Origin of the sequence: Ensifer sp. ENS09 (genome assembly GCF_014852425.1) — a bacterium.
In the GTDB taxonomy this organism is placed as follows: domain Bacteria; phylum Pseudomonadota; class Alphaproteobacteria; order Rhizobiales; family Rhizobiaceae; genus Ensifer.
The window spans coordinates 24014-47437 of record NZ_JACVBP010000009.1; the positions used below are offsets into that span (position 1 = coordinate 24014).

Below are 23424 nucleotides of genomic sequence, written 5' to 3' on the forward strand. Positions count from 1 at the left end.
TTGTATCAATGAACTCGCCAGATGTCAGGCGCTGAGATGCTGCTCGAAGAAGGATTGCAGCTTATCGAACGGGATCACGTCGACTTTGTCGTAGAGATCGGTGTGATTTGCACCTGGGATGATCATTAACTCCTTCGGCTCTGCCGCGTTGGCGTAGGCGGTTTCGCTGAAATACCGCGAATGTGCCTTCTCCCCATGAATGAACAGAACCGGACGCGGTGAGATTTCCGCGATGTAGCTCAATATCGGCATGTTCATGAATGATATCGGCGTGGTCTGCGTCCAGGAGTTGCCTGAGTTGACGGCGCGGGCATGGTATCCGCGTGGCGTCATGTAATAGTCGTGGTAGTCGACCAAGAACTGCGCCTCGCCACCTTTCAGCTCATTGTAGCGTGGCTGATAAGCAGGCGTACCTTTTTCCGCATCTGCCCAACGCTGCAGGCTTAGTTGCTCCAGCGCCTTCGTACGCTGCTCAAGCGTCACGCTGTCGTTATAGCCCTTGGACATGACGCGCGTCATGTCATACATCGTGCTGGCCACAACGGCCTTGACGCGCTTGTCCACGGCGACGGCATTCAATGCCATGCCACCCCAGCCGCAAATACCGATTACACCGATCCGATCGCGGTTGACTTCGGGCCGCAGGCCAATGAAGTCCACGGCTGCGCTGAAATCCTCGGTGTTGATATCGGGGGAGCCGACATTGCGTGGTTCACCGCCGCTTTCTCCGGTATAGGAAGGATCGAATGCCAGGGTGACAAAGCCGCGTTCGGCCATGCTCTGTGCATAGAGGCCCGACGATTGCTCCTTCACAGCTCCAAACGGTCCACCTACGACGATGGCAGGCAGCTGTTGCTTGCCCCGGTCCTTTGGCAGGTAAAGATCGGCTGCCAATGAGATGCCGTAGCGGTTCTTGAAACTTACCTTCTGATGATCGACCTTTTCGCTCTTGGGGAAGACTTTGTCCCACTCGGAGTTGGCTTGGGCAAAGGTCGGCGCACCGGAGACTGACGCGACGCCGAGCGCTGCGATTCCGACACCCGTCATCTTCGAAGTCTATCTCATTAATAGCGAAGCTTGCGCGTGTTGCGGAGACGACCTGCGCACGGGTTATAGGCTCTCGTTATGGCCCTGGTACGGCTTATCGGCAGAAGGCCATGCCGAGAGTGGGCCAAGGAGGCGGCTCTGTTCGATTGGGCCGAATCCAGACTTGGCCACCACCGTCTGCCGCCCATGGCCAATGGGGTACAGCCGTCGCCAGTACCTGCGTGAGTTGGAGCACACCGGGTACACCGAACGACAACTTTCGAGACATCGCCGAGCAGGCTTAAACGGATCGTCCCCGATACGCGTTGGGTTTTTTGAGGACCAGCGCATCGAGCCTGACCCCTCACGGTTCGTATCCGTCGAAAAATGCCGACAGCAAGATGTCCATCATGATCCTCAAATGCGTAAGTATATAGTGCAGGAGAAGGTGAGGCGAGAACGCAGCAGATAAGGTTGGGCGCGATTAAAGAGCTTTCCAGGCATTGACGTAATATAAAACCCGGGCGACCCTTTCAGTAGACAAGCACGAATGAAAGCCCGACATGACTGACTGTGTAATTCCGATTTCCGCGCAAGCCGATCTATTCCATTCAACTTTTCCAAACTATGTCGATATCTCCGATCGGTTGGCCGACTTCGTTGATACGCTTACTTCTGCGGAGGTCGCGCCCGCCGAGATAGTGCCCCCGACGACGGTTGTCGGACGAAGCCTTGTCCACAACGGTGATGCGGCCGACATTCTGCCGACGATTGAAGGCGAAAGCGTTGGCCTAGTCGTGACAAGTCCGCCTTACAATATCGGGAAGTCCTACGAGAAGCGGACCTCGCTGGCTCACTACGTCGAGTTTCAGAGGGCAATAATTCGGGAATGCCATCGCGTCCTGCGGCCGGACGGCGCAATGTGCTGGCAAGTTGGCAACTACGTCGAAGACGGAGAAGTCATACCCATCGACAGCATCATCATTCCCATATTTCGCGAACTTGGCATGAAGGTCAGAAACCGCATTATTTGGACGTTTGGCCACGGTCTTCACTGCAAAAATCGCCTTTCAGGACGCCACGAAACAATCGTCTGGGCCACGAAGTCGGACAAATACAGGTTTGATCTCGATTCAATTAGGGTCCCGCAGAAATACCCCCAAAAGAAGCATTATAAAGGCCCGAGAAAAGGAGAGCTAAGCGGGAACCCCAGGGGGAAGAACCCGGGTGACGTTTGGGATGACATTTCCAATGTGAAGCATAACCATCCAGAAAAGCTGGATCATCCTTGCCAGTTTCCCGAAGCGCTGATCGATCGCCTGGTTCTCGGACTTACCGCGCCTGGCGATAGCGTGCTCGATCCGTTCGCCGGAACGGGAACGGTCGGCGCTGTCTGCAATCGCCTCGGACGGCGTTCAATTCTTATAGAGCGCGAAGAGCGCTACGCGAGGATGGCCGCGCACCGGCTTGGGCGCGGGTTGACGACAGATCAATGCATGTGAGGCAACGCCAGGGGCTCGAGTGCCCCTGACGTTGCAGGTAATACTACTCGCCCGCCTACTTTTTCGCTGTCGCTCGTAGAAGTTCGCTATCATTGTATATTTGATAAAATGAGCCGACGATCAGCTGTTCTGAAAAGCGAATTCGGGTACGAAACGCGCTATGCACCGGAGGATGGCAAGTCGATCCTCTTTCGGAAAAGCCGAGCTGGCAATCCTGCCAACGTGCGTATCGCATCGATTGGTTCCGTCCGGCATTTACCGTAAACAGAATCTAAATGAACCAGCGGTTGAAAAGAGACCCGTCCTAGATTACCACCAAATCTGAGGGGAACGGGGAGCATTCCAAAATTCTTAGATACCTACTGCTCATGGTGTGGGCGTTCACGGCTCCCCCGACGATGGCTGCGGATATCGCCAGAGTCGTAGACGGAGACACGCTGGATATCGGCAACGTACGTTACCGTCTCCACGGCATCGATGCTCCCGAAGCCGGTCAAGTCTGCAATGCTTCTGACGGCGGCGCTTGGCCATGTGGCAAGGAAGCGATCCGCAAGTTCGAAGATATCGTCGGCGGGCACGAGGTCGTCTGCGATTCCAGAGGCACCGATCCCTACGGGCGCGTCATCGCGGTCTGCACCGCGGACGGTCGCGACATCAATGCTGAAATGGTCGGTTCGGGATACGCTTGGGCGTTCCGGAAGTTTTCCGAAGACTATACCGGGCTGGAGCAAGAAGCTCGGTTGGCCCATCTTGGCGTGTGGCAAGCGGAAACAGAAGCGCCATGGGATTTCCGCGCGACAAAATGGACGGCTGCCGTTTCCCAGGCTCCCGATCGGAAGTGTCCGATCAAGGGCAACATCAATCGGAAGAACGAGCGCATCTATCACACGCCGTGGTCCAGGGACTACGCAAAAACCAAGATCAATACCGTCAGCGGGGAGCGCTGGTTCTGCTCGGAGGACGAGGCCGTAGCGGCTGGATGGCGTCCTCCCATCTGGGGACGGTAGTCCCTGTAAATCTTTGGGTACACTATGGCACCGCGTTTTGACTCACTAAACAAGCTCTTCGAAAGCGTCAGGGAAGCCAATCACGACTTCCGCGTGACGACCGACCCGTTTCCGCCGCTCGACGTCGAGAAAATCGAGCGGACGATGGAGCTGGAGGAAAAGGGTAAGCGGAACGGCCAGTCGAACTCGCCGCCGGAGGACTCCCGTGATCTCGACGAGGTCGAAAGGTCTATTTCGGAGCGGATCGATAGCCTCCGAGACGACGCATTACAAGTGCTGGAGGGCCATCTCAACAACCACGCCACTCGACTGCGCAATCTCGATTTCGATGGCCATTTCAGCAGAATCCAAGTCGTGAACAACGCCAGCGTCGACGACTTCAAGGCAGACGTCTCCACAGGTCGCGACGAGTTATTCGGCCTGCGAAACGACTTGAAGGAAGCTGACGAGGAACTAGCCGACTTCCGCACTCGAAACCGCCTGGAAAAACGCGTTGCGCGCACAAAGGGGGCGCTGGCGACGATCCTGAAATGGTGCGTCATCCTTGTCCTGTTGATTGTCGAAACGGCGGTAAACGGTGTCTATCTTGCGAAGGGCAACGATCAGGGTCTTGTCGGCGGCATCGGGTATGCGTTTTCGTTCGCGTTCGCCAACGTCATCGCGACGGTAGTGCTTGGATTGTTCGTGGTGCCGCGGATAGTCCATCGCGCTTTCTTGTGGAAGGTCGTCGGCCTGATCGGTATAGCCGCATGGCTGGCCGTCGCGCTCGGTCTGAACTTGGTGATGGCACACTATCGCGAAGTGTCCGCCACTGCTTTTAACGACGTCGGTCGCATCGTTATGGAACGGCTTTCCACCGCTCCGTTGATCATGAACGACATTGATTCCTGGGTGCTTTTCGCAAGCGGTGTGTTGTTTTCGATCATAGCTCTGATCGACTCATTGTTGATGAAAGATCCTTATCCGGGGTACTCCGAGACATATACCCGGTACCTCGACGCCCGAGATGACTACGTCGACGGCAAGGCCGATCTGATCGATCAGCTCAAGGAAATCCGGGACGACCACAATCTGAAGGTCGATGGCATCATCCGCGCGCTTTCCATGCGCCGCAAAGAATGCGCGGCGATTATCGATAGCCGGACGAAAATCATCAGACAGTTCTCAGAACACCAAAGCCATCTGGAAACCTCAGGGCGGCGTCTACTCGCGACATATCGAGAAGCCAATCGGTCGACCCGCGCGGCACCTGTGCCTCAACGGTTTGCAACGCCGTTCAATCTTGCCCGGCGAAACCCAAGCATCGATACCTCCGACGACTGGAGTGACAACGAATTGGCAGGCCGCATCAAGGAAGCCCAGCGGGAAATGGCGGACCAGATGACGCGCATCAGCTCGGAATTCGATGCGGCGGTTACGGCCTATCACCAACTCGACACTATTTTCCCGGAGACGCTCAATGGCCCGGCGCAGGCGTAGAAGAAGAGACGGGTCGCCTTGGGCGATCGTCGGCATAGTCGGCCTTTTGACCTTGGCGGCGGCAGCCATCGGAGGGTTTGTCATCTTGAAGTCCAGGACAGGTAAGACGCCACCTCTTGACGCCGACCTCTGCCCTGCAACGGGTGCCGTTTCCGCCAGCGCGATATTGCTGGACCTGACGGATCCAATTTCCGACATTACGCAAGTAGACCTGAAACGTCAGTTCGAGGCCACCGTATCGAACATCGGCATCGGCGGACTTATCGAGGTCTATGCGATCACGAATGAAGAAGGCAAGCTCAAGCGAACGTTCCGCCGATGCAATCCCGGGACAGGCGCGGAAGCAGATGAATGGACCCAGAACCGCCGCAAGATCCAGCAGCGATGGGAGGAGGCCTTCTCGAAGCCGCTAAAGGAATTGTCAGACTCGATCGGCAGCGACAGCGAGTCGACGACATCGCCGATCATGGCCGGCGTGCAGCGCATTGTGATCGAGAGCTTTTCGGATCCCAAACTAAACGGGGGCCCCAAGCAACTGTATGTCGCCTCCGACATGCTGGAGAACACCGACGCGTTTTCGATTTACAAGTCGGGAGCGGACTATGAGGCGTTTCTCAAGAGCCCGGCACGAGACCGGTTCCGAACGCCTCTCGACGGAATTGACGTGAAGGTCTGGGCCTTTCAGCGGGAGTCCACGCCGGGCGATCGCGACCTGGCAGAGTTTTGGCGGCAGTGGGTAAGGGCGAACCGCGGTGGATTTACGGGGTTCGAACGCCTGACGGGGATCAAGTAATGGAAAACGCCAACGTAAGGTCATTCGTCCGGGAATACGGCCCGATATCGGTCTTCGTGCTGATGACCACCTTCGGAGCCGCCATCATTTGGGTCGGCAAGCTCTTCGACATCGACATTTCGGTCATAACCACGATCCCTATCTTGCTGATGCTGGCGTATCTCACGCTCAACCTTTTGCCGGGGCTGCGCGTCCGAAGCGAACAGGCAGGCGACAATCTTTACTACATGGGGTTCATCTTCACCCTCGCGAGCCTCGGGATTTCGCTTTACAAGTTCACTGGGGAAGCTTCCATCGAGGACGTGGTCCGAAACTTCGGTATCGCCATCATCTCGACGATTACAGGCATCGCTCTTCGAATTTTCTACAACCAGATGCGGCGCGATCCCGGCGATATAGACGCCGCGGTACGCATCGAGCTATCCGAGATGACGCGCCGCGTGAGGACGGAGCTCGATACCTCGGCCCTCGAATTCTCGAGCTATCGCAGAACGAGCAACCAGATGCTGATGGAGGGGTTCGAGGAAATCGCCAGGCAGGCCGAGAAGAACGGAGAGGCTATCCGCGCCTCCATCGAAGCCATGTCGGTGAAGGCCACGCAAACGATCCAGGAGGCCTCGGAAAAGCTGATGGCGACCTTGGACAAAACGCATGAACACGTCGCCGAGCTCGCGCAAAAGAATGTTGCTACGGTGGGCCAAGTCGCGAACCAGGTGGACAAGTCAGTTGCGGAAGTCGTCCGACAAACCGAAGCTCTTTGCAAAGCGATGGGTACCGCGACGGAACGGTTCTCCTCGGCGCGGTCCCCGGAGGAGGTTCTGCGCGTCGACGTCACGCCGGCCGTGGAAGCCCTGAAGGGCCTGGTCGACGGAAACCTTGCCGCCATCGAGGCGAACTCAACCGCAGCACGCGACGGCGCGAAGAAGGTCATTACCGCCCTCGGGCCGTTCAAACAGGTGGCCACGCACCTCAATACCTTGTCTGCGGATATCAAGGATTCTACGGCAGCGAGTGCATCTTCGGCCGCCGCGCTTGCAAGCGCCTCGGGACAAATACAGGAAGCAGCGAAAGCGATGCACTCCATGCTCGAAGCCGAGCGGAAATCGGCTGAACGGCTAAAGGAGTTGGCGGGAACGGTGAACACCCTGGACCTGCGGAGCAGCGAACGCGCCGCGCGATACGCAATCCATGCTGATCGGATCGAAAAAGCGCTTAACAGATTTGAAGCCGAGCCTTCCGCCGCGCCGGTCTTGAAGATTGTTGCCGACGGCGATGACCCAGGAGAGAGCACACCTGCGATTTCAGGTACAGAGGCGAAGCCCGGTGGGGATACTACGGAATCATCGACGGAACCCGCCGAGCCCGAGACTGAAAAGCCGCGTTGGAGCATTTGGAACCGATGAGCGACACTGCGGTAGGAGCGGAAGGACGTGGCTATAATCGGGGTCTCATTCTCGGTTTCACGATGGCGGAGTCCTTGCTGCTCGTGGTGTTTTGCCTGCTCCTGGTGACCGCCGCCATCATTTCGAAGGAAAGGGATCGTGCGAGTGAGGCGGAAAAACGTGCCGTGCTGGCAGAGCGGGAAGTCGCGGAAAAGCGGGCGCAAATCGAGCGATTGATTCCTCAACTCGTTGCCGCGGGCCGTGTGAAGTCTCTGGACGAATGGCGGGAGCTCGTGGAAGCGAAAACGGCGATCGATGATCTCTCGAAGCAATTGTCGAGTACGAGTACCGAACAGATGGTCAGCGAGTTGAAGCGGATCCTCGAAGATTATCGCGAGCTGCAATCGCTTGAAGCGAGCCGGAAACAGCTAGAGACCGATCATGCAAACGCGGAGCTTGAGGTGGAGTGGCTGAAGGAACAGCTAGCTGCGCTGAAACCGACGTCTAAGCCTCACGAGTGGCCGCCTATCATTACGTTGAGCGATGCGAAGAATAACTACTTCCGCTCCGGCAGCGCCGAGGTTACCGCCAACTTCGAGGAAAAACTGAACAGTTCTATCGCGGAACAGATCGCAAGCAATCTGCAGGCGTACGGCGCTGACATCGTCGAAGTGATAGGTCATACGGATGAGCAGCCGCTTTCGCGCAGCACCTCGAACATGGACAAGAACGCGATTGACGTCTTGCTTTCCCGCAAGGACGTAGGTGCGCTCGAGCCGGCCGACAACGCCGGGCTCGGGCTGGCGCGCGCAATTTCGGTCGCCAATGTGCTTAGGGCGAACCCTTCGCTCGGTGGCGTGACGGTTCTGCCACTGTCGGCAGCTCAACTCATCCTGCCTGGCGACAAATTGACCGGAGGGGAGGTCGGTGCTGTTGAGACACGACGCCGGATCGAAATTCGTATCAGACGCCGTGACACCGCGACGCAATGACTTGACGACAGGGGACAAACGGGAATGAAGCGCACTTTGAATCTCGTCGCTGGGTTCGGCTCTCTGATGCTGACCGCCTGTGCGAGTACCTCGCCCAGTCCCGCGACACTTCAAGCCCCCGACCGTTCGGCTCTGAGCAGCGCTACTTTGTGGCAGGCGCTATCGATAGCCACAACGACGTCCGAAAAAATGGCGATCGAGGCCGAACTTGCGACTCGCGGCGAGACATCATTCGGCAGCGAGTATCTCGGTCGTCAATCGGCTGCCTTGGTCGGTGTTTCTTCGTATGCTCGCACAAACTCGAGTTCCGGTGATCACGACTGCGCGGATTTCGGATCATCGGCGCAGGCGCAGAAGTTCTTCCTGGCCAACGGCGGGCCGTATTCTGACCCGCACGGCCTCGATCGCGATGGCGACGGGATGGCTTGCGAATTCGGTACCTTGTTGGTTTCGAACGTCGCCCGATACCGGACAACGTCGGCCTCGGCGCTGATGTCCAGTTCCGTCCCAGCATCCAACGGTCACTGCTTTGTCGGCCCCCGCGGTGGGACATATACGATCACAGCGAGCGGTCGGAAAAACTACGGCGGCTGCTAAGCGTCACTACGGGGATTGCGCTCATGGCCCCCCTACTTGGGCTGCGGTCTATCGGTCTACGATCTCACCCGCGCAGTACTCTGTGGCGGTCACATCATCTCCATGGTCGATGGCGGCATCCATGCCGCCGACCCGTCGGCAGTGCTTCCGTCTCGGATAGGGTGGCAGCACATCGCCAAACCGCTCAGCGAATATCTGTCTCCCGCAGAGCACGGCATCGCAAGCGAACCTTCGTGTCTGTACGAGCAGCCTGACGCGTTTCCCAGAGAGGGGAAGGTCCGCGACTTGGCGGCGATAGCGACTTCGAACCGTTCGCGACATTCGTCCGCATGCCGGACACGCCGCCGCCGCACCGGCTCGGGAAAGCAAAATGCAGGTCTCATCGTCAAGGTGGGTGATGCGTTCGGCGATGAAGCCAGCCGGTACCAAATCAGAGGGGCGAAACTTGGTGCTCATCATACTGATTCCTTTATGGAAACCAGCAAAGCAGCATCGTCACAACTGCATCAAAACTGAGTCAGAGCCAGTTTTGGACGCCGATTGACATGCAACAGGCTTGCGTAAAGCTCTCACAGTGGATTTGGTCGTACTTCGATCCGTGTCGCCGACACGTCCGCCATAGTCCCCTGACCTCAGTGCCCTTCGGGACGAACTCCGGCCTTATGGACACCCTGTCCTTGGAACCGTTTCATTCCACGAAACAGCGGATCGGAATAGTTCACGTCGACGATCCGCATGAGCGCCACCTCAAGACGTTCGAGCGCATCCCGCCGGCGGTCGATCAGCCAAAGATGGGGATCGAAAATTTCCGAAATGCGCCGCGTGTCGACCTTTCGATGCGCTGCGGCTCGAATATCATCTGCATCCGCGCCTTCGTTCGCCAAGACCCATGTCGCCAAGCCTGCCAGACCGCAACCCGGCCGACGAATGTTTGGCTCTATGTTGGCACGTCTGAAAGCGCGCAGCAGAGTTGCGGCGCTGACTGGCTTATGGGCGTCGGCTTGCGAGGGGAAGAGGTCGCCGCCGCCGCGGCCGTCACGAAAATCGAGAGCGCGCAAGATCAACGCCTTCGAGAGGCGCGTCAGAGGGACCGTTGCCGATCTCTCGTTTTTACGCGGAGGAGCAAACCAGACAGACCGCTCCAGATCGAAGTCGACCAATTTCATCGGGGCGATGCGAGACGTCGGCAGCACCGTCGTAAGGGATAGCAGAAGCACGCACGCCTCTTGAGAGACAGGCGTGGCTTCGGCCCTTGCTGTCAAACCGGACCATACCGCCACAATAATTCGATCGGGGCTCCAGTCGGTCCAATACTCCCACTGCATCGTCCAATCCTCCTGACAGACACTCGACTTTCGGGGCACGGGCGCGCGACATGGACAGTCGCAACCGCTAGGAGAACGTTCGTCGATTTTTCGGGTCGGGTTTGTGTTGGGCCGGTAGCACGCGAGAACCCGAAGCGTTTGGTTCTCGCCGAAAGACGGTGGTTATGGCCCAATGTCTCAAGTCCATGAGGTTCGCTACGCTCGGACGACGGGTTGCCGGAAATGCTACGAGGACCGGACTGGCATACACGGCAGGAAGCAATGCCGCGCGCGAACGATTCACGGCGTCCCGACTGCTGTGACCCGGCGGTGGTCGAAATGCGGTCGAGGCGGACAGCCAGCGAAAAGTTCCCATTTGGGCCTTTGCGGCGGGAAGCTCCTTGGCGTTGCCAACCGGCGTTGGACGAGAGGCTTTGCCAGCAGTCGGAAGAAAGAGGGCCTGGACCGTCTTCTGGTCGCGATGTCGTGACGTGGTTTTCATCGGGAACACCCTTGAGAAGCTTCGTTTTCGTTGCCTTACTGCCGATCACCAAGACTGCGGAAAGCGCGGAGACCGAAACAGCGGATCGGAGTAAGTCAAGCCGACGATCGACATCAGCGCCTCCTCGAAGGCCTCGAGAGCGATCTTCGACCTTTCGAATATCCAGTCCTCTTCGCGGATGAACTTTTCCCTGCGAAGCAGTTCATGTTGCGAGGTGCGGTGGATGATCGCGTTGACATCGCCCGACTTGACCCCGGCCTCCATCATGACCCAGGCCGCCGCGGCCGGCAGGTCGTACGCCGGCCGTCTGATCAGGGAGCTGGGGGCTATTCCGGCCCGTCGGAACGTACGGCTCAGTACGGTCTGCGCCATCGGAATTTGCCGGTTGAAGCACCCGGGAAACAGGAAGTCGCCATCACGCGATTGTCTGAACGAATGTGCTTGTCTGATGAGGGCTACCGCCAGTTTGGTCAACGGCAAGCGATAGGCGGGCTTGCCGTCCCTTTCGGGGACATTCCAGATCGATTTGCGGAAATCGATCTCGTCGAGCCGAATAGGGAGTATGTAGCTCGGCGGGCGGACGGTGACCAGAAACAACAGGATTGCACACGCCTCGCGGGAAATGGGCAGACCGTCGTCCGCTCGGGTAAAGGTCGACCACACGGTCAGGATGATCCTGGAATGCGTGGACTGTGGGGCGGGAACTTCCAACATCGCGCACCTCAACGCTTGGGTCGTGGGAAAGCGCAGGGCCGCGAGCGACCCTGCGTCCGGTCGCGTCTCTCAAAGCCGTGCGAGCGTCGAGGACGTGGATCGCTGGATCCTCGTTTCGAGCCAGGCGATCAGGTCGGCAATCCGGTATCTCACTCGACGACCGAGCTTTAGGAATGCGGGACCGTTCCCTTTGCAACGGAGCTTCTCGAGGTAGGATTCGGACAGGCGGCAGAATGCGGCGGCCTCGGATGTTTCGAGGCAGGTCGTAGCGAGTTCCATGTGTTGGTCTCCATCTGTTTAGCCGGTGGTCCAGCGAAACTAGGATGTCATACCGAGATGGAACGGTCCCGGTATGTTCGCGAGAAGAAAAAGAATCCAACTTACCGGATTTTACTGAAACGCTCCGAAAGCCACGGGTACAGAGGTCTTTGACGTAGGGGTTCGAAGCCGAACACATCCCACACCGAAACAGAAAAATCCACGACCGGTGTCCTGGCGATGCCGGGATCCTCGCCCGTGATGCTTCTCCAAACGGTACGCATCTTGCGGACGAAAAGGCGGTCGAATCCCTTGTTGTTTCCTCCCCGGTCATGAAGAAGCCGACGTTGTGCCTCCACGAACCGTTCCACGGCATCGGTTGCCTCCGTGACGGCCCTGATGACGTCGACCAGTTCCTGGCGCTGTTCACTGCTCCTGTAGATGTCGCTTCCATTCGCCTCGATCGCTTGGAAATCGCCCTCAAGCTGTCCTATCAGAAGGTGCATGTTGGCTAAGGAGACTTGACGTTGCTCCAGGCGTTCGCGGGCCCGCCCGCGGTCCTTTGACGCCTGGTAAGCTGATTCCCGCGATAGACAGGCGCACTGGACGGCTTCAATGATCTTCATGGCGCAGTCCCTTGGGTCGCCGACAAGCCCGTCGGAACGATTTGCCAGCGCAAGGGCCTCGCTTAAATCGACGGGCCCACTTTGAAGCTTGCGTAGAAAAAGGAAAAGCTCCTCCGTCATCGCTTCCCTGAGGATGGGCAGGTAGAGTTCGTGGCATCCGTAATCCCGCTGAGCTTTGTTCATGACGGCGCTCCATCGCTTTCTTCGGCCGTTCGGCGGCGATTCAGTGCGTTGCCGATAAGGTCTGCGGATGCCTCGAGCACCCGTCGCGCGGGGCTTTCGCCGATGTGCGCGTAGCGCTTCGTCGTCTTCGCCTGCTTGTGTCCAAGCAGGCTGCCGACGATTTCGAGTGAAGAGCCGCCGGTCAGGATCGCGACGCTGGCGAAGGAATGCCGCAGGTCATGAATCCGTACGTGGCCGATGTCGGCGAACTTGAGCACCGCCCGCCACTGCTTCTTCACGTCGCTTTTCGGTCTCGTGGGGTCAGAATCCTGCGGGAAGACGTACTCGCCGATCCTCGGCATCCGCCGGAGGATTTCCAACCCCGCGTCCGGAATGAGGATGGGGCGGAATCCCACTTTCGTCGGCCGGCGGAGGACACCGAGCTCGAAATCGATGTCCGTCCATTTCGCGTCGAGGTTTTCACCGAGCCTCGTGCCCATCAAGGCCAGGAGCCGGATCGCGTCGGCCGCGTTCGCGCTGATCACATAGGGCGGGCGTCGCCTCCCGATGTACTTCGACTGCTTTCCCGGCTTCGCCTCGGGCGGCGTGTAGGGAATGCCGGTGGTTTCCGCGATCAGGATCGCATCCCCGAGCTTTATCATCTCCGCTACGGCCAGGTAGCGTTCGCAGCCGAACTCCTCGAATTTCTCGATCCACTTCGCCGGGTTCACGTTGCGGCTGATGTGCTTCGATTTCGCCGCCTTGCCGTACAGACTGCTGATCAACTGTAGGCAACGGTTGGCGACGACGGGATTGGTAAGCCCGAGTTTCAGATGGAACTTTTCGACTTCTTCATGGGTGATTTCCGTCAGCTTCCGCTTACCGAACGCCGGACCGACATGCTTCTTCATTAGGGAACGATACGTCTCCAGCGTCGACGCCTTGGGGCGGGCGTGCAACGGCTGTTGCTTGGCGATTCCTTCCCTTGCGGTGATCCACTCCTCGGCGAACGCCCCGAGCGTGGGCATCTCCTTCAGTTCCGCCCGTTCTGCCGAGGGGTCGCGGCCGTTGAGCTTGTTGCGGACATGCGCGCGCGCTCTTTCCCGGGCCTGCTCGGGAGTCAGCGCATCGCCGCTCCGTCCCAACGGCACCCGCTTGACCTCGGAGCCTCTGCCGCTTCCATTCCGGTATTCGTAGAAGTATGATATACCAGCGACGATCCGTCTCGCCTGGAAGCCTTTCAGCTCGCTGTCGCGCAGGACTGTTCCGACCGCCGCTTTCAGCAATTCGCGGATGGTTTGAATCGAGATTTTTGCCATGTCGTGCTTCCGCCTCCTCTGTGCCGGCGGCGAATCTCATCGTCACCGCGTCGTCAGGTCGAAGGCAGCGCCGTCATACTCGGTGACGCCGCGGGGGCCTTCGACCGTCGGAATGATAACGCCAAATAATGCTAATATGCAAGCAGAAACAAATACATAGCAAGCGCATGCTGCTCCGTGCAACGGAGAGCGGGAAAACGGCCGTGAGGTTCATAACCAAAAGACCCAAGGCTCATAACCTGAAGGCCGCAGGTTCAAATCCTGCCCCCGCAACCAAATCACACAAAAGCCCGCAAGGAGAAATCCGGCGGGCTTTCCGCGTTCTAAAGGCGACAAAAACTCAGATGGGCGCAGGCCGAAAGTCGCCAGAGCAGGCAACGACCAAAGAACCGAGCACCCCGCCAGGATCGCATTCAGCCCAAACGCACGCTCCAGTGGGACATAATGGTCGCAAGCCAAGAGGAGCCATCGATCGCGGCGGCGGCCTGCAAAGCGGCCCTCACTCCGGCGGCTGCAGTCGATCCTTGGGGACGATCAGGCGTATGATCAGGCCTTGCGAGTGCCATTGGCGGAGAATTTCGCCGCCGAACTGCCTTTCGATCGTCAGCTTGGCGAGCTTGGTGCCGAAGCCCACGGTCTCGGTCTGGGTTACCGGAGGCCCGCCCTGTTCGGTCCATTTGAGTTCCAGGGTTTCCCCGCGATCGATGCATTCGATGTCGAGGGAACCGGTGGCGGTCGAGAGGGCGCCGTACTTGGCGGCGTTGGTGGCGAACTCGTGGACGACCAGGGAAAAGCCGGTGATCGCGGCGCGCGGGATGCCAAGATCGCAGCCTCGCGTCGTGACCCGGCGAAGGCCTTGGGGCGTATCGCCGTCATAGGGTGAGAGCAATGTCGAAAGCAGCGCCTGCAGATTGGCTCGGCCTTCGCCTGCACCGTCACGGTCCGGCGTCGGCAGAGTGAGCACGTGCGCGCGCGCCAGCGACCCCAACCGCGCGACGACGGCTGATGCCAGCTCTTCGGCGGATGCGGCGGCCTTGGCGCTCAGCGACACGACGCTGCTCGAGACCATGAACAGGTTTTTTACCCGGTGCGCCATCTCCTGGATCAGCAGATCCTTCTGCTGCTCGGCCTGTCGGCGCTCGCTGATGTCACGGGCGATCTTGGAAGCGCCGACGACCACGCCGGTACTGTCGCGGATCGGTGAAATCCGCAGCGAGATCGGGATGAGCCCGCCATCCTTGCGCTGTCTGACGGTCTCGAAGTGGTCGACGCGCTGACCGGCGCGAACCTTTGCCAGAATCTCCAATTCTTCGCCGAGGCGATCCTCCGGGATCAGCAGCGTGACCGGGTTGCCGACGGCTTCCTCGACCGTATAGCCGTAGAGGCGCTCCGCGCCGACGTTCCAACTGGTGATAATGCCGTCCAGATCCATCGACAGGATCGCATCTTCCGAGGATTCGACGATCGCCGCCAGTTGCTGGGCCGCGCGTTCCGCCTGGCGGCGGATCGCAAGCTCACTTTCGGCTGCCTTGAGCAGATGGGCGTTGTCGATGGCGATCGCCGCATGCGCCGCGATCGAGGTAACCGTCGCCTCGGTCTCGGCGGTAAAGACGCCCGGCAGGTCATGGCCAAAGAAGAGCCCGCCGTGAACATCACCTGACCGTGAGACCACGGGAACCGCGAGGTAGCTTACCACCGGCAGGTGCCCCTTCGGCATGCCGAAATGCGGTGCGGACTTTCCGTAGTGCGGGTCGGTTCGGATGTCGTCGGAGCGTACGAGGCCGAGACCGCGAAAGGTCGGATCGAACACGGCGGTGTTGCGCGGCAACTGGAAATTCTCGAACGCCGCGCGCGGTGCGCCCGAGAGGGTGTAGAGCGTGTAGCGCTCGCCGTCCGGGTCGGTGAGATTGTAGAAGAAGGCGCCGAACTTTGCGCCGGTCAGCTCCGTGGCGGCATCGGTCACGGTCTGCACGATGTGATCGAGATCGAGATTGCCGGCGATTGCCTTGGCTATTCGGTCGACCGCCTGCAGCCGGCGCTCGGCGGCCTTGCGCTGGGAGATGTCGAGGATGCTGACATAGGTGCGCTCGCAGCGCGCGCCTTCGAACGTGACGGTGAAGACCACATGCAGCCGCCGGCCGCGCAACGTCTGCACGACGGCCTCGCTGCCGAAGCGCCTCTGACCCTGCCACAGCGTCACCAGTTCTTCGAGAAAGATCGGCGCCGTCTCCGGCAGAAAGACGTTGGAGAGCGACCGCAGCAGCTCGTCCTTCTCGGTGGCCTCGAACAGTTCCACAGTGAAAGGATTGACGTCGACGATACGCACCTGCGCGATCGCTTCGGTCAGCCGCTCGGGGTGCGCCTTCAGATGGGCGCGCAGATCCTCGACACCGTCCGAGCGAAGCCGATCCAAGAGATCGCAGACCCCGGAAAAGTCCTGCTCCCAGACTGCGACTCCGGCGTTCTCGAAAATCTCGCGAAACCGCGCCTCGCTCTCGCGATAGGGCTGTTCGGTGGCGTTTGCGCCACTATTGTCGACCAGCATATTGACCGCTCCCACGAACTCGAAGTGGAACCGCATCGGTGATGGCTACACGTTGCGAAAGGCCGCCGCTGCTTGGCGGGGCGTTCTGAAAAACTACCGCAAGCGCGCCGAAATGCAACGGTGTCCGAGGGGAAGAAGGCTCTATCAAGCGTCCTCCCTCAGTGCCGGAAACGCAAGATGGACTTGGGCTCGGCGACGAGCAGGGCCGCGGCCTCGAGCAGTTGTCGAGGGTTGAACGGCTTTGCCAGCAGAGCGGTGTCGGCAAAGCCGGGCGGCAGAGCCTCGCGACCGTAGCCGGATACGAAGACGAAGGGGACCTTCTTGTCGGTCAAGGCTGCGGCGATCGCATCAACCGGCTGGCCGCGCAGATTGGCATCGAGCAGCGCGGCATCCAGCGCCATCTCGTCGATCAGCCGCAACGCATCACCGGGTGTCGCCGCAGGCCCGGCGACCTCAGCATCCTCTTCCTCCAGGATAGCGGCGATTTCGAAGGCGATCAGCGCCTCATCCTCAACCACCAATATGCGCTTTCCCTTGAGCTTCGTCGGCGCAGCCTCGGCACCGGCGGCCGGTCCTGCCGGCAAAGGTTCCTCCGCGTCGGGCTTGGCGCTCAGTGGAACATCGGCCTCGAGCGGGAGCCGCACCTGCCATCGCATGCCATCGGCCTCGGTCGTAAGGCGGGCACTTCCGCCGCCGCCCGTCGCAACCTTTTCGATCAGCCGCGTGCCGAAGCCTCGACCAAGCGGGGCTTTGAGCGGCGGTCCGCCCCGTTCGGTCCAGTTGAGACACAGCGCACCGCCGGTCACGCTCCAATCGATCGAGACCGTTCCCTTGTTCAAGGAAAGCGCGCCGTGTTTTGCCGCGTTGGTCCCGAGTTCATGGAGGACCATCGCCATATGCGTTGCCGTCTGCGCATCGAACCGCACGGGCGGCCCTGAGATCTTGACGCGGCGCTCGTCGGCGGTTCCCCACAAGAGCTGATCACGAATGATGTCGTCGAGATCAGCGCCTTCCCAGGCCGTACGGGTCAGCAGCGAGTGCATGCGTGACATCGACTGCAGGCGTCCACTGAAGCTGGCTGCAAAATCCGCGGGGTCCTTGGCTGAACGCAACGTATGCTGGGCGATCGCCTGAACCGAAGCGAGCATGTTCTTGACCCGGTGGCTGAGCTCGCTGAGCAGGCGTTGCTGGGTTTCTTCCGCCCGCTTGCGGTCGGTGATGTCACGCGCCGCGCCGAACCATTCGGCGATGTCCCCTTTGCCATCGAGCATGGGTATCGCACGCGAATGAGTCCAGCCAATACTGCCGTCGCGGCGGATGACCCGGTGCTCCATTTCGAAGACGGCCTTGCTATCGATGGCATCGCTGATGCGAGCGAGCATCAGCGTCTGGTCTTCGGCCGGTATGTAGGTTTCGAGCCAGCTGTCGCTCGGCTCGTCGGTGTCGGCGACGAAGTCCTTGCCCTGCAGAAACCGCATCTCGCGCCAGTCAGGACCCATGCGGTAGACGACATCCGAACTCGCGGTGACCAGAGCGCGGAAACGCTCTTCGCTCGCGCGCAGGGTTTCGGCGACCTCGGTGCGATATTGAGAGATCTTCAGGTGCGCCTCGATCCGGGCCAAGAGTTCGCGCGCGCTGAAGGGCTTGATCAAGTAATCGTCAGCACCCGCCTGCATGCCCTCGATCCGGCTTTCCTCGCCGGCGCGCGCGGAAAGAAGAATGACAGGCACGGTGTTTGTGCGCGTATCCGCGCGTAGGCGCCTGAGCAGTTCGATCCCGTCGAAGCCTGGCATCATGATGTCCGTGACGATCAGGTTCGGTTTTTGCGACGCGACGGCGGCGAGTGCGTCTTCGCCGTTGCCAACGATCTTGAGGTCGTATTGCGCGCCGAGAAGCCGGCGCAGGTAGTCGCGCATGTCGGCATTGTCATCGACGACCAGCAGGGTTCGGCGGCCGCCGTTTCGTGTTTGCGCCGGATGTGGCGCCGGTTCGACCTCGGGGAGGCCCGCATCCGAGGACGGATGATCCGGCAGCCATTGCAGCGCCTCCTCCACGAATGGCACGGCGCCGATCGTGGTCGACGAGCGATCTTCGCCGTTGCCATGGCCATTGCCCTCGCCATTTCGGTGTATTGCGGGGGCGCGGCTGCCTTTGGGGATCGTCACGCGTATGGTCGTGCCTTCATCGAGGTGACTTTCGGCCGAGACCGTTCCGCCGTGTAGCTTCACCAATTCCTGGACGAGGGCGAGCCCGATGCCTGAGCCCTCCTGGCTGCGACCCCTTGCGCCTTCGACACGATGGAAGCGCTCGAACAGCCGGGGCATCTCGTTGGCCGGAATGCCGATGCCGGTATCACGGACCGTCAGCACGAAATTGTCGTCCCCGGCCGCGAGTTTGACGGCGACGTCGCCCTTGAGAGTGAATTTGAAGGCGTTCGAGAGCAGATTGAGAACAATCTTTTCCCACATCTGCCGATCGACATAGGCCGGTTCCGGCAACGGCGGCGTGTCGACGGTCAGGTTCAGCCCGGCCATTTCCATCGCCGATCGAAAAGCGCTGGCAAGCTCCGCCGTTGCCGTCGCAAGGTTCGTCGGCTCGAAGCGCGCCTGCAGCCGCCCGGCTTCGATGCGCGAGAATTCAAGCAGCGTGTTGACCAGCTTGAGCAGGCGCAGCGAGTTGCGATGGGCAATGAGCAGACGGTCGCGATCGTCGGGGCGCTCGCCGCTGCGGGCCAGCAGGTCCTCAATGTGGCCGAGCATCAGCGTGATCGGCGTGCGGAACTCATGGCTGACATTGGAAAAGAAAACGGTTTTCGCCTTGTCTATTTCCGCTAGTGCCTCGGAACGCTTACGCTCGTCCTCATAGGACTGCGCATTGGTGATGGCGCTGGCCATCTGCGCCCGCATGAGATGCAAGAAGTCGTGGTAGTGCTCGTCGAGCTTCAGGCGAGGATTGATGCCGACCACGAGAAAACCGGCTGCATCGCGGGCATTGGCTGCAGGCAGCGGAAGCACGACTGCCGTGTGCGGCAGGTTGGGATGGTTCTTGCTCGCGGAAGGCGGGAAACGGCGTCCGAGATCATCGACAAGGATGGGGTTCAGCTCGGCACCGAAATGCCAGCCTGCGGAACTGTCCTGTTGCGCCAACTCTACCTTTGCCGGGCATAGCGCTTGGTTCGGTTTAAGGCCAGCCAAGCCAGAAAGCCGGGCTCGTTTGCGGCCGGGCTCCACGAGGTAGAGAAGCGCGAAGGGCACGTCTCGTTCGTGCTTCTTGAATGTTTCCGTTGCGATCGCGCAGGCCTCGTCGGGCGTTCGCGCATCGCCAGAGCGGGAAGCGAGATCCCGAAGGACCACGATACGACGTTCTCCGATTACCTTTTCGGAAATTTCGGTCACGGTGGCGAGCACCCCGCCAATCCCATTTGCTGCGGTTTCGTCCGGCACGGGGCTGTAGGCGATGGTGAAATGGGTTTCTTCCAGGAAGCCGTGCCTGTTGATTTCGAGCTCGATGTCATCGTTCCAGGTGGCTGGACCGCCATTGAAGGGCGTGTCGATCAGCGGCTTCAGAACATGCCAGATCTCGCTCCAGCATTCGCTGACCGGTTTGCCGAGTGCCCAGGGGTGTTTTGCGCCGAGCACGGGGCGATAGGCCTCGTTGTAGATCGAGACATATTGCGGCCCCCACCACAAAAGCAGCGGAAACCGGTTGCGCAGGAGGAAGGGGACCATGATCTTCAGCGTCGGCGACCAATTCTCCATCGGTCCGAGCGGGGTCGGCGACCAGTCAAAGTCGTCGATCAGCGACTGCATCTCGTCGTGAGCTGCCGGCCACGCCTTTTTCTTGGTTGCTACCTCGTTGACAGACGTGTTTTCGCCGTCTGACATGGCGTTGATCCCCGATAGATGACGCTCAAGCAACGTAAACGCTCGGTTTCGGTAACGGTTCCCTAGCTGTGAGCCGTACGATGTCGGGACGCTTTTTGGGGGAGGAGGGGGATGGAGATGGAGCAAAAGCATGACCGCCCTTGCCGAGAGCGGCCGTGCGCGATGCGGGTGGTGGAAAACTAGCCGTTCAGCACCGTGCCATCTTGCGGATTTGCAGGTTTCGTCGCCAGCCAGAAGAGCAACGTAACGAGGCTGAGCGCTGCACCCATCAGACAGACGCCCTGCCATCCGCCATGGGCGTAGGCGACGGTTGAGAGGGACGATCCGAGCCCGCTGCCGAGCGAATAGAACAGCATATAGGCGGCGGTCAGCCGGTTCTGGGCTTCCGGTCGCACGCGATAGATCAGAGCCTGGTTCGTCACGTGCACGGCCTGAAGCCCGAAGTCGAGGATGAGGACGCCGGCAACGAGCCACAGAAGCGAATGGTCCAGAAGCGAAATCGGCAGCCACGCGGCGAGCATTAGCGCGAGCGATATCCCCGTCGTCCCCTGTCCAAATCCGAGATCGGCCCAGTGTCCGGCTCGCGAGGCGGCGAGCGCTCCGGCAACCCCTGCCAGCCCAAAGAGGCCGACCTCAGTATGCGACAGCGAAAAGGGCGGCACGCTCAGCGGCAGGACAAGCGGGGTGAGCAGCGTCGTCACGTTGGCGAAGATCAACATCGCGATGATACCGCGGACGCGCAGAACCGGCTCCTTGGCAATCAGCGTGAAGGTGGAGGAGACAAGGCGGAGATAGCTAAGCTTGCTCGTTTCCCGTTGTTGATGCGGCAGCAGCTTGTAAAGCAGCAGCGCGATCAAGAGGGTAAGCGCGGCCGATACAAAATAAACCGCCCGCCAGCCGGCCAGATCGGTCAGCAATCCCGCGACGGCGCGAGCCGACAAAATGCCGATGACGATGCCGCTGGTGACAAATCCGACCACCCGGCCCCGTTGCGAAGGGTGGGAGAGGCTGGCCGCATAGGCGACCAGCGCCTGCGTGAGCACGGCGAGCATGCCAACTGCGGCAATGGAAACCATCAGCATTTCGACGGTCGCCGAAAGAGCGACGAAGCCAAGGGCGACGACCGAAAGCAGCGACTGAAAGACGATGATCTTGCGGCGATCGAAAAGGTCTCCGAGAGGAACAAGCAGGATCAGCCCGAGCGCGTAGCCAAGTTGGGTCGCGCCGACGATCAGGCCGGCGCGGGTTTCCGACAGATCGAGATCGGCAGCCATGACGTCGATCAAGGGGTGAGCGAAATAGGCGTTGGCGACGGCGAGGCCGGCGGCGAAGGCAAAGAGTGTCATCATCGGACGCGTCAGCCGCGATGCCGGGCGGGCACTGCCGACCGGGCAGGGGACATCGTTTGCAGCGCCGGCCGGCGCCGCAGCAATTTTACCATCCATTGGACGTGTTCCTTGTTTTGGTTTAATAATGAAACCAAGGAATGGATATCATTTTGGTTTCATAATGCAACCAAAATTCCAGATGGAGATTATGCATGGTGGCCCGCAGACGGCTGAAGGAAGACTATTGCCCGAGCGCGCGATCGTTGGATGCGATCGGCGACTGGTGGTCGCTGCTGATCGTGCGCGATGCTTTCGATGACGTCCGCCGCTTCAGCGACTTTCAAAAGAGCCTCGGCATTGCCAAGAACATCCTGACCGACCGCCTGAAAACGCTCGTCGAGCGCGGCATTCTCGAAACGGTTCCGGCCGGCGAGGCGAAGGCCCGGGTCGAGTACCAGTTGACGGCGATGGGCCGCGACCTTTTTCCGGTCATGGTCGCCTTGCGGCAGTTCGGGGAAAAGCATTTGTTTCAGCCGGGTGAGGAGCATTCCCAATTGGTCGAGAAGGAAACGGGCCTGCCGGTTAAGCTCGATATCCGCACACAGGATGGCAAGCCGATCGATGCGGCAGGAACAGTGCTGATCAAGGTTCTCGAGGCGTGACGTCGCTTCAGGCCGGCTCGCGCGCTCGATGCAATGAACCGTTCTAACTTTAGACGAATATTCAGCTTTCTCTGCTAGTCTGCACCGAGTCTTTCCGCAGTTCGGGAAATGGGCGATGGGCGTTGTGACGCTAGACCAGGTAGAAGGCCAGATCGCGCGGGGCTTTCGCTATCTGCATTTTTCGCCGGAGATTGAAGAACTCTTCCGCAGGGACTATGCGGCAGAGCGCGTGCAGCTCGCCGCAATCTGGGGCGCGATCGGCATCTTCATCTACGATCTCGTCTATTTCGGCGACCACACCATGTTGCCGGATGTCTTCGCCGGGTTGTTTACCGTTCGCTTCCTGGTGTTCACGCCCTTCGTCATTGCCTGCATCCTGGCGGTGCGCCGCTGGCCGGACGCCCGTCTCTACGACGTCCTGGCGGTGGCGATCGCGGTGCTCGGCGTCACCTTGCCGATGGCGGTGGCCACGCAGAGCACCAGTCCCTACCTTTTCGTCTACCAGAACGGCAATTCCGCCGCCTTCCTATTCTTCGTCATCGCGCTCCGGCCGCGGTTCTTGGCCGTCGTTTCGGGGCTTGCGCTGATGTGCGCGTCGCATTTCACCACGACGCATCTGACCGGCGCTTTCGACGACGTAACCTATTCCGGCATCATCACCTTCTATCTGACGCTGTCGATCTTCCTGGCGGTGAGCGCCTATTTCCTGGAGCAGAAGGACCGGCAGAATTTTCTCAATCAGCTGAGAGGCAGCCTCCTTTGCCAGCAACTCGAACGCAACGCTGAGCGGGATGAACTGACGGGTCTGTTGAACCGCCGATCGCTGGCGCGGATCGGCGGCATGCTTTGGAACGAAGCACCGGGCGACACCGCGATTTCGGCGATCTTGCTCGACATCGACCACTTCAAGCGGTTCAACGACGTTCACGGCCATATCGAAGGCGATGCCTGCATCCGTGCCGTCTCGCAGTGCATCCGCTCCACGGCCGACGAGGCTGCCTTCGTCTTCCGTTTCGGCGGGGAAGAGATACTGGTGCTGGCGCCCGGACGGGAGCCCCTGCCGGCCTTGGCGATGGCAGAGCGGATCAGGATGGCGATCGAAGGGCTGCGCCTACCGCATCGCGGACTGACCGATGGCTGCGTGACCGCGAGCCTCGGGGCAGCGACGGCGATCGCCGCGGATACCACGCTCGAGCGGCTGCTGCAGAAGGCAGACGACGCGCTTTACGAAGCCAAGCGCATGGGCAGGAATACGGTCGTGCTGGCCAAGGACGCCGAGCCAGACGCGCAAGTTGCCTAAGCGGCAGTCGAGCCGGGAAAGGTGCGGCCTCCCGGCCTCCAA

At 60.0% G+C, this 23424-nt stretch carries 19 protein-coding genes and 1 tRNA gene; 10 read left to right on the top strand and 10 right to left on the bottom strand.

Annotated features, from left to right (window positions below; translation table 11 throughout):
* Positions 1-24: 24 nt before the first annotated feature.
* Complete coding sequence (locus IB267_RS31615; RefSeq protein ID WP_192451349.1) at positions 25-1047, bottom strand: alpha/beta hydrolase; 1023 nt, start codon at positions 1045-1047, stop codon at positions 25-27.
* A 542-nt stretch (positions 1048-1589) separates the two neighbouring features.
* On the opposite strand from IB267_RS31615, the gene IB267_RS31620 reads away from it, so the two are divergent.
* From IB267_RS31620 to IB267_RS31650, 7 genes are all read left to right on the top strand, one after another.
* Positions 1590-2528 (top strand): site-specific DNA-methyltransferase, encoded by a 939-nt coding sequence (locus IB267_RS31620; RefSeq protein ID WP_192451350.1) that lies wholly within the window; start codon positions 1590-1592, stop codon positions 2526-2528.
* A 398-nt stretch (positions 2529-2926) separates the two neighbouring features.
* Positions 2927-3535 (top strand): thermonuclease family protein, encoded by a 609-nt coding sequence (locus IB267_RS31625; protein ID WP_246810916.1) that lies wholly within the window; start codon positions 2927-2929, stop codon positions 3533-3535.
* Between the two features lie 24 nt (positions 3536-3559).
* Positions 3560-5014, top strand: a complete 1455-nt coding sequence (locus IB267_RS31630; protein ID WP_192451352.1) for a hypothetical protein — start codon at positions 3560-3562, stop codon at positions 5012-5014.
* The gene (locus IB267_RS31635; RefSeq protein ID WP_192451353.1) at positions 4995-5807 is read left to right on the top strand and encodes a hypothetical protein; all 813 of its coding nucleotides are present in this window, start codon (positions 4995-4997) and stop codon (positions 5805-5807) included. Before IB267_RS31630 ends, IB267_RS31635 begins: the two co-directional genes overlap by 20 nt.
* On the top strand, positions 5807-7210 hold the full coding sequence (locus IB267_RS31640; protein WP_192451354.1) for a methyl-accepting chemotaxis protein: 1404 nt from the start codon (positions 5807-5809) through the stop codon (positions 7208-7210). Before IB267_RS31635 ends, IB267_RS31640 begins: the two co-directional genes overlap by 1 nt.
* Complete coding sequence (locus IB267_RS31645; protein WP_192451355.1) at positions 7207-8181, top strand: hypothetical protein; 975 nt, start codon at positions 7207-7209, stop codon at positions 8179-8181. Before IB267_RS31640 ends, IB267_RS31645 begins: the two co-directional genes overlap by 4 nt.
* A 24-nt stretch (positions 8182-8205) precedes the next feature.
* Positions 8206-8778 (top strand): excalibur calcium-binding domain-containing protein, encoded by a 573-nt coding sequence (locus IB267_RS31650; protein WP_192451356.1) that lies wholly within the window; start codon positions 8206-8208, stop codon positions 8776-8778.
* 48 nt (positions 8779-8826) lie between these two features.
* Here IB267_RS31650 and IB267_RS33595 read toward each other — a convergent pair whose 3' ends face one another.
* The 6 genes from IB267_RS33595 to IB267_RS31680 all read right to left on the bottom strand — a co-directional run bounded on the left by IB267_RS33595 (position 8827) and on the right by IB267_RS31680 (position 13663).
* The gene (locus IB267_RS33595; RefSeq protein ID WP_371742677.1) at positions 8827-9237 is read right to left on the bottom strand and encodes a transposase family protein; all 411 of its coding nucleotides are present in this window, start codon (positions 9235-9237) and stop codon (positions 8827-8829) included.
* 173 nt (positions 9238-9410) lie between these two features.
* Positions 9411-10103, bottom strand: coding sequence for a hypothetical protein (locus IB267_RS31660; RefSeq protein ID WP_192451357.1), 693 nt, complete (start codon positions 10101-10103; stop codon positions 9411-9413).
* A gap of 526 nt (positions 10104-10629) precedes the next feature.
* Entirely contained in the window at positions 10630-11298 is a 669-nt protein-coding gene (locus IB267_RS31665) for a hypothetical protein (protein ID WP_192451358.1), read from the bottom strand.
* A gap of 69 nt (positions 11299-11367) precedes the next feature.
* The gene (locus tag IB267_RS31670) at positions 11368-11577 is read right to left on the bottom strand and encodes an AlpA family transcriptional regulator (RefSeq protein WP_192451359.1); all 210 of its coding nucleotides are present in this window, start codon (positions 11575-11577) and stop codon (positions 11368-11370) included.
* Between the two features lie 101 nt (positions 11578-11678).
* Positions 11679-12365 carry a hypothetical protein gene (locus IB267_RS31675; RefSeq protein ID WP_192451360.1) on the bottom strand — a complete coding sequence of 229 codons (687 nt, stop codon included), beginning with the start codon at positions 12363-12365 and terminating at the stop codon, positions 11679-11681.
* Positions 12362-13663 carry a site-specific integrase gene (locus IB267_RS31680; protein ID WP_192451361.1) on the bottom strand — a complete coding sequence of 434 codons (1302 nt, stop codon included), beginning with the start codon at positions 13661-13663 and terminating at the stop codon, positions 12362-12364. The genes IB267_RS31675 and IB267_RS31680 overlap by 4 nt, the downstream gene beginning before the upstream one ends.
* Positions 13664-13852: 189 nt before the next feature.
* Here IB267_RS31680 and IB267_RS31685 point away from each other — a divergent pair.
* Positions 13853-13935, top strand: a tRNA-Leu gene (locus IB267_RS31685).
* A 227-nt stretch (positions 13936-14162) separates the two neighbouring features.
* Here the strand turns inward: IB267_RS31685 and IB267_RS31690 are convergent.
* The 3 genes from IB267_RS31690 to IB267_RS31700 form a co-directional block, all read right to left on the bottom strand.
* Positions 14163-16208: a PAS domain S-box protein gene (locus IB267_RS31690; protein WP_192451362.1), complete on the bottom strand. Its 2046-nt coding sequence runs from the start codon at positions 16206-16208 to the stop codon at positions 14163-14165.
* A 158-nt stretch (positions 16209-16366) separates the two neighbouring features.
* A complete protein-coding gene (locus tag IB267_RS31695) occupies positions 16367-20092 on the bottom strand; it encodes a response regulator (protein WP_192451363.1) in 3726 nt (1241 codons plus the stop codon).
* Positions 20093-20271: 179 nt separating this feature from the next.
* Entirely contained in the window at positions 20272-21537 is a 1266-nt protein-coding gene (locus IB267_RS31700; protein WP_192451364.1) for an MFS transporter, read from the bottom strand.
* 95 nt (positions 21538-21632) lie between these two features.
* Between IB267_RS31700 and IB267_RS31705 the strand changes: the two genes are divergently transcribed.
* Together IB267_RS31705 and IB267_RS31710 are read left to right on the top strand one after the other, a co-directional pair.
* Positions 21633-22082, top strand: coding sequence for a helix-turn-helix domain-containing protein (locus tag IB267_RS31705; protein ID WP_192451365.1), 450 nt, complete (start codon positions 21633-21635; stop codon positions 22080-22082).
* Between the two features lie 115 nt (positions 22083-22197).
* The gene (locus IB267_RS31710) at positions 22198-23382 is read left to right on the top strand and encodes a GGDEF domain-containing protein (RefSeq protein ID WP_192451366.1); all 1185 of its coding nucleotides are present in this window, start codon (positions 22198-22200) and stop codon (positions 23380-23382) included.
* Positions 23383-23424: the final 42 nt, after the last annotated feature.

Coding starts and splice junctions, on each gene's coding strand:
- IB267_RS33595 (WP_371742677.1), bottom strand. CDS start 9,237: ATGATGAGCACCAAGTTTCGCCCCTCTGATTTGGTACCGGCTGGCTTC.
- IB267_RS31675 (WP_192451360.1), bottom strand. CDS start 12,365: ATGAACAAAGCTCAGCGGGATTACGGATGCCACGAACTCTACCTGCCC.
- IB267_RS31625 (WP_246810916.1), top strand. CDS start 2,927: ATGGCTGCGGATATCGCCAGAGTCGTAGACGGAGACACGCTGGATATC.
- IB267_RS31705 (WP_192451365.1), top strand. CDS start 21,633: ATGGTGGCCCGCAGACGGCTGAAGGAAGACTATTGCCCGAGCGCGCGA.
- IB267_RS31670 (WP_192451359.1), bottom strand. CDS start 11,577: ATGGAACTCGCTACGACCTGCCTCGAAACATCCGAGGCCGCCGCATTC.
- IB267_RS31620 (WP_192451350.1), top strand. CDS start 1,590: ATGACTGACTGTGTAATTCCGATTTCCGCGCAAGCCGATCTATTCCAT.
- IB267_RS31650 (WP_192451356.1), top strand. CDS start 8,206: ATGAAGCGCACTTTGAATCTCGTCGCTGGGTTCGGCTCTCTGATGCTG.
- IB267_RS31640 (WP_192451354.1), top strand. CDS start 5,807: ATGGAAAACGCCAACGTAAGGTCATTCGTCCGGGAATACGGCCCGATA.
- IB267_RS31700 (WP_192451364.1), bottom strand. CDS start 21,537: ATGGATGGTAAAATTGCTGCGGCGCCGGCCGGCGCTGCAAACGATGTC.
- IB267_RS31645 (WP_192451355.1), top strand. CDS start 7,207: ATGAGCGACACTGCGGTAGGAGCGGAAGGACGTGGCTATAATCGGGGT.
- IB267_RS31665 (WP_192451358.1), bottom strand. CDS start 11,298: ATGTTGGAAGTTCCCGCCCCACAGTCCACGCATTCCAGGATCATCCTG.
- IB267_RS31630 (WP_192451352.1), top strand. CDS start 3,560: ATGGCACCGCGTTTTGACTCACTAAACAAGCTCTTCGAAAGCGTCAGG.
- IB267_RS31615 (WP_192451349.1), bottom strand. CDS start 1,047: ATGACGGGTGTCGGAATCGCAGCGCTCGGCGTCGCGTCAGTCTCCGGT.
- IB267_RS31680 (WP_192451361.1), bottom strand. CDS start 13,663: ATGGCAAAAATCTCGATTCAAACCATCCGCGAATTGCTGAAAGCGGCG.
- IB267_RS31660 (WP_192451357.1), bottom strand. CDS start 10,103: ATGCAGTGGGAGTATTGGACCGACTGGAGCCCCGATCGAATTATTGTG.
- IB267_RS31710 (WP_192451366.1), top strand. CDS start 22,198: ATGGGCGTTGTGACGCTAGACCAGGTAGAAGGCCAGATCGCGCGGGGC.
- IB267_RS31635 (WP_192451353.1), top strand. CDS start 4,995: ATGGCCCGGCGCAGGCGTAGAAGAAGAGACGGGTCGCCTTGGGCGATC.
- IB267_RS31690 (WP_192451362.1), bottom strand. CDS start 16,208: ATGCTGGTCGACAATAGTGGCGCAAACGCCACCGAACAGCCCTATCGC.
- IB267_RS31695 (WP_192451363.1), bottom strand. CDS start 20,092: ATGTCAGACGGCGAAAACACGTCTGTCAACGAGGTAGCAACCAAGAAA.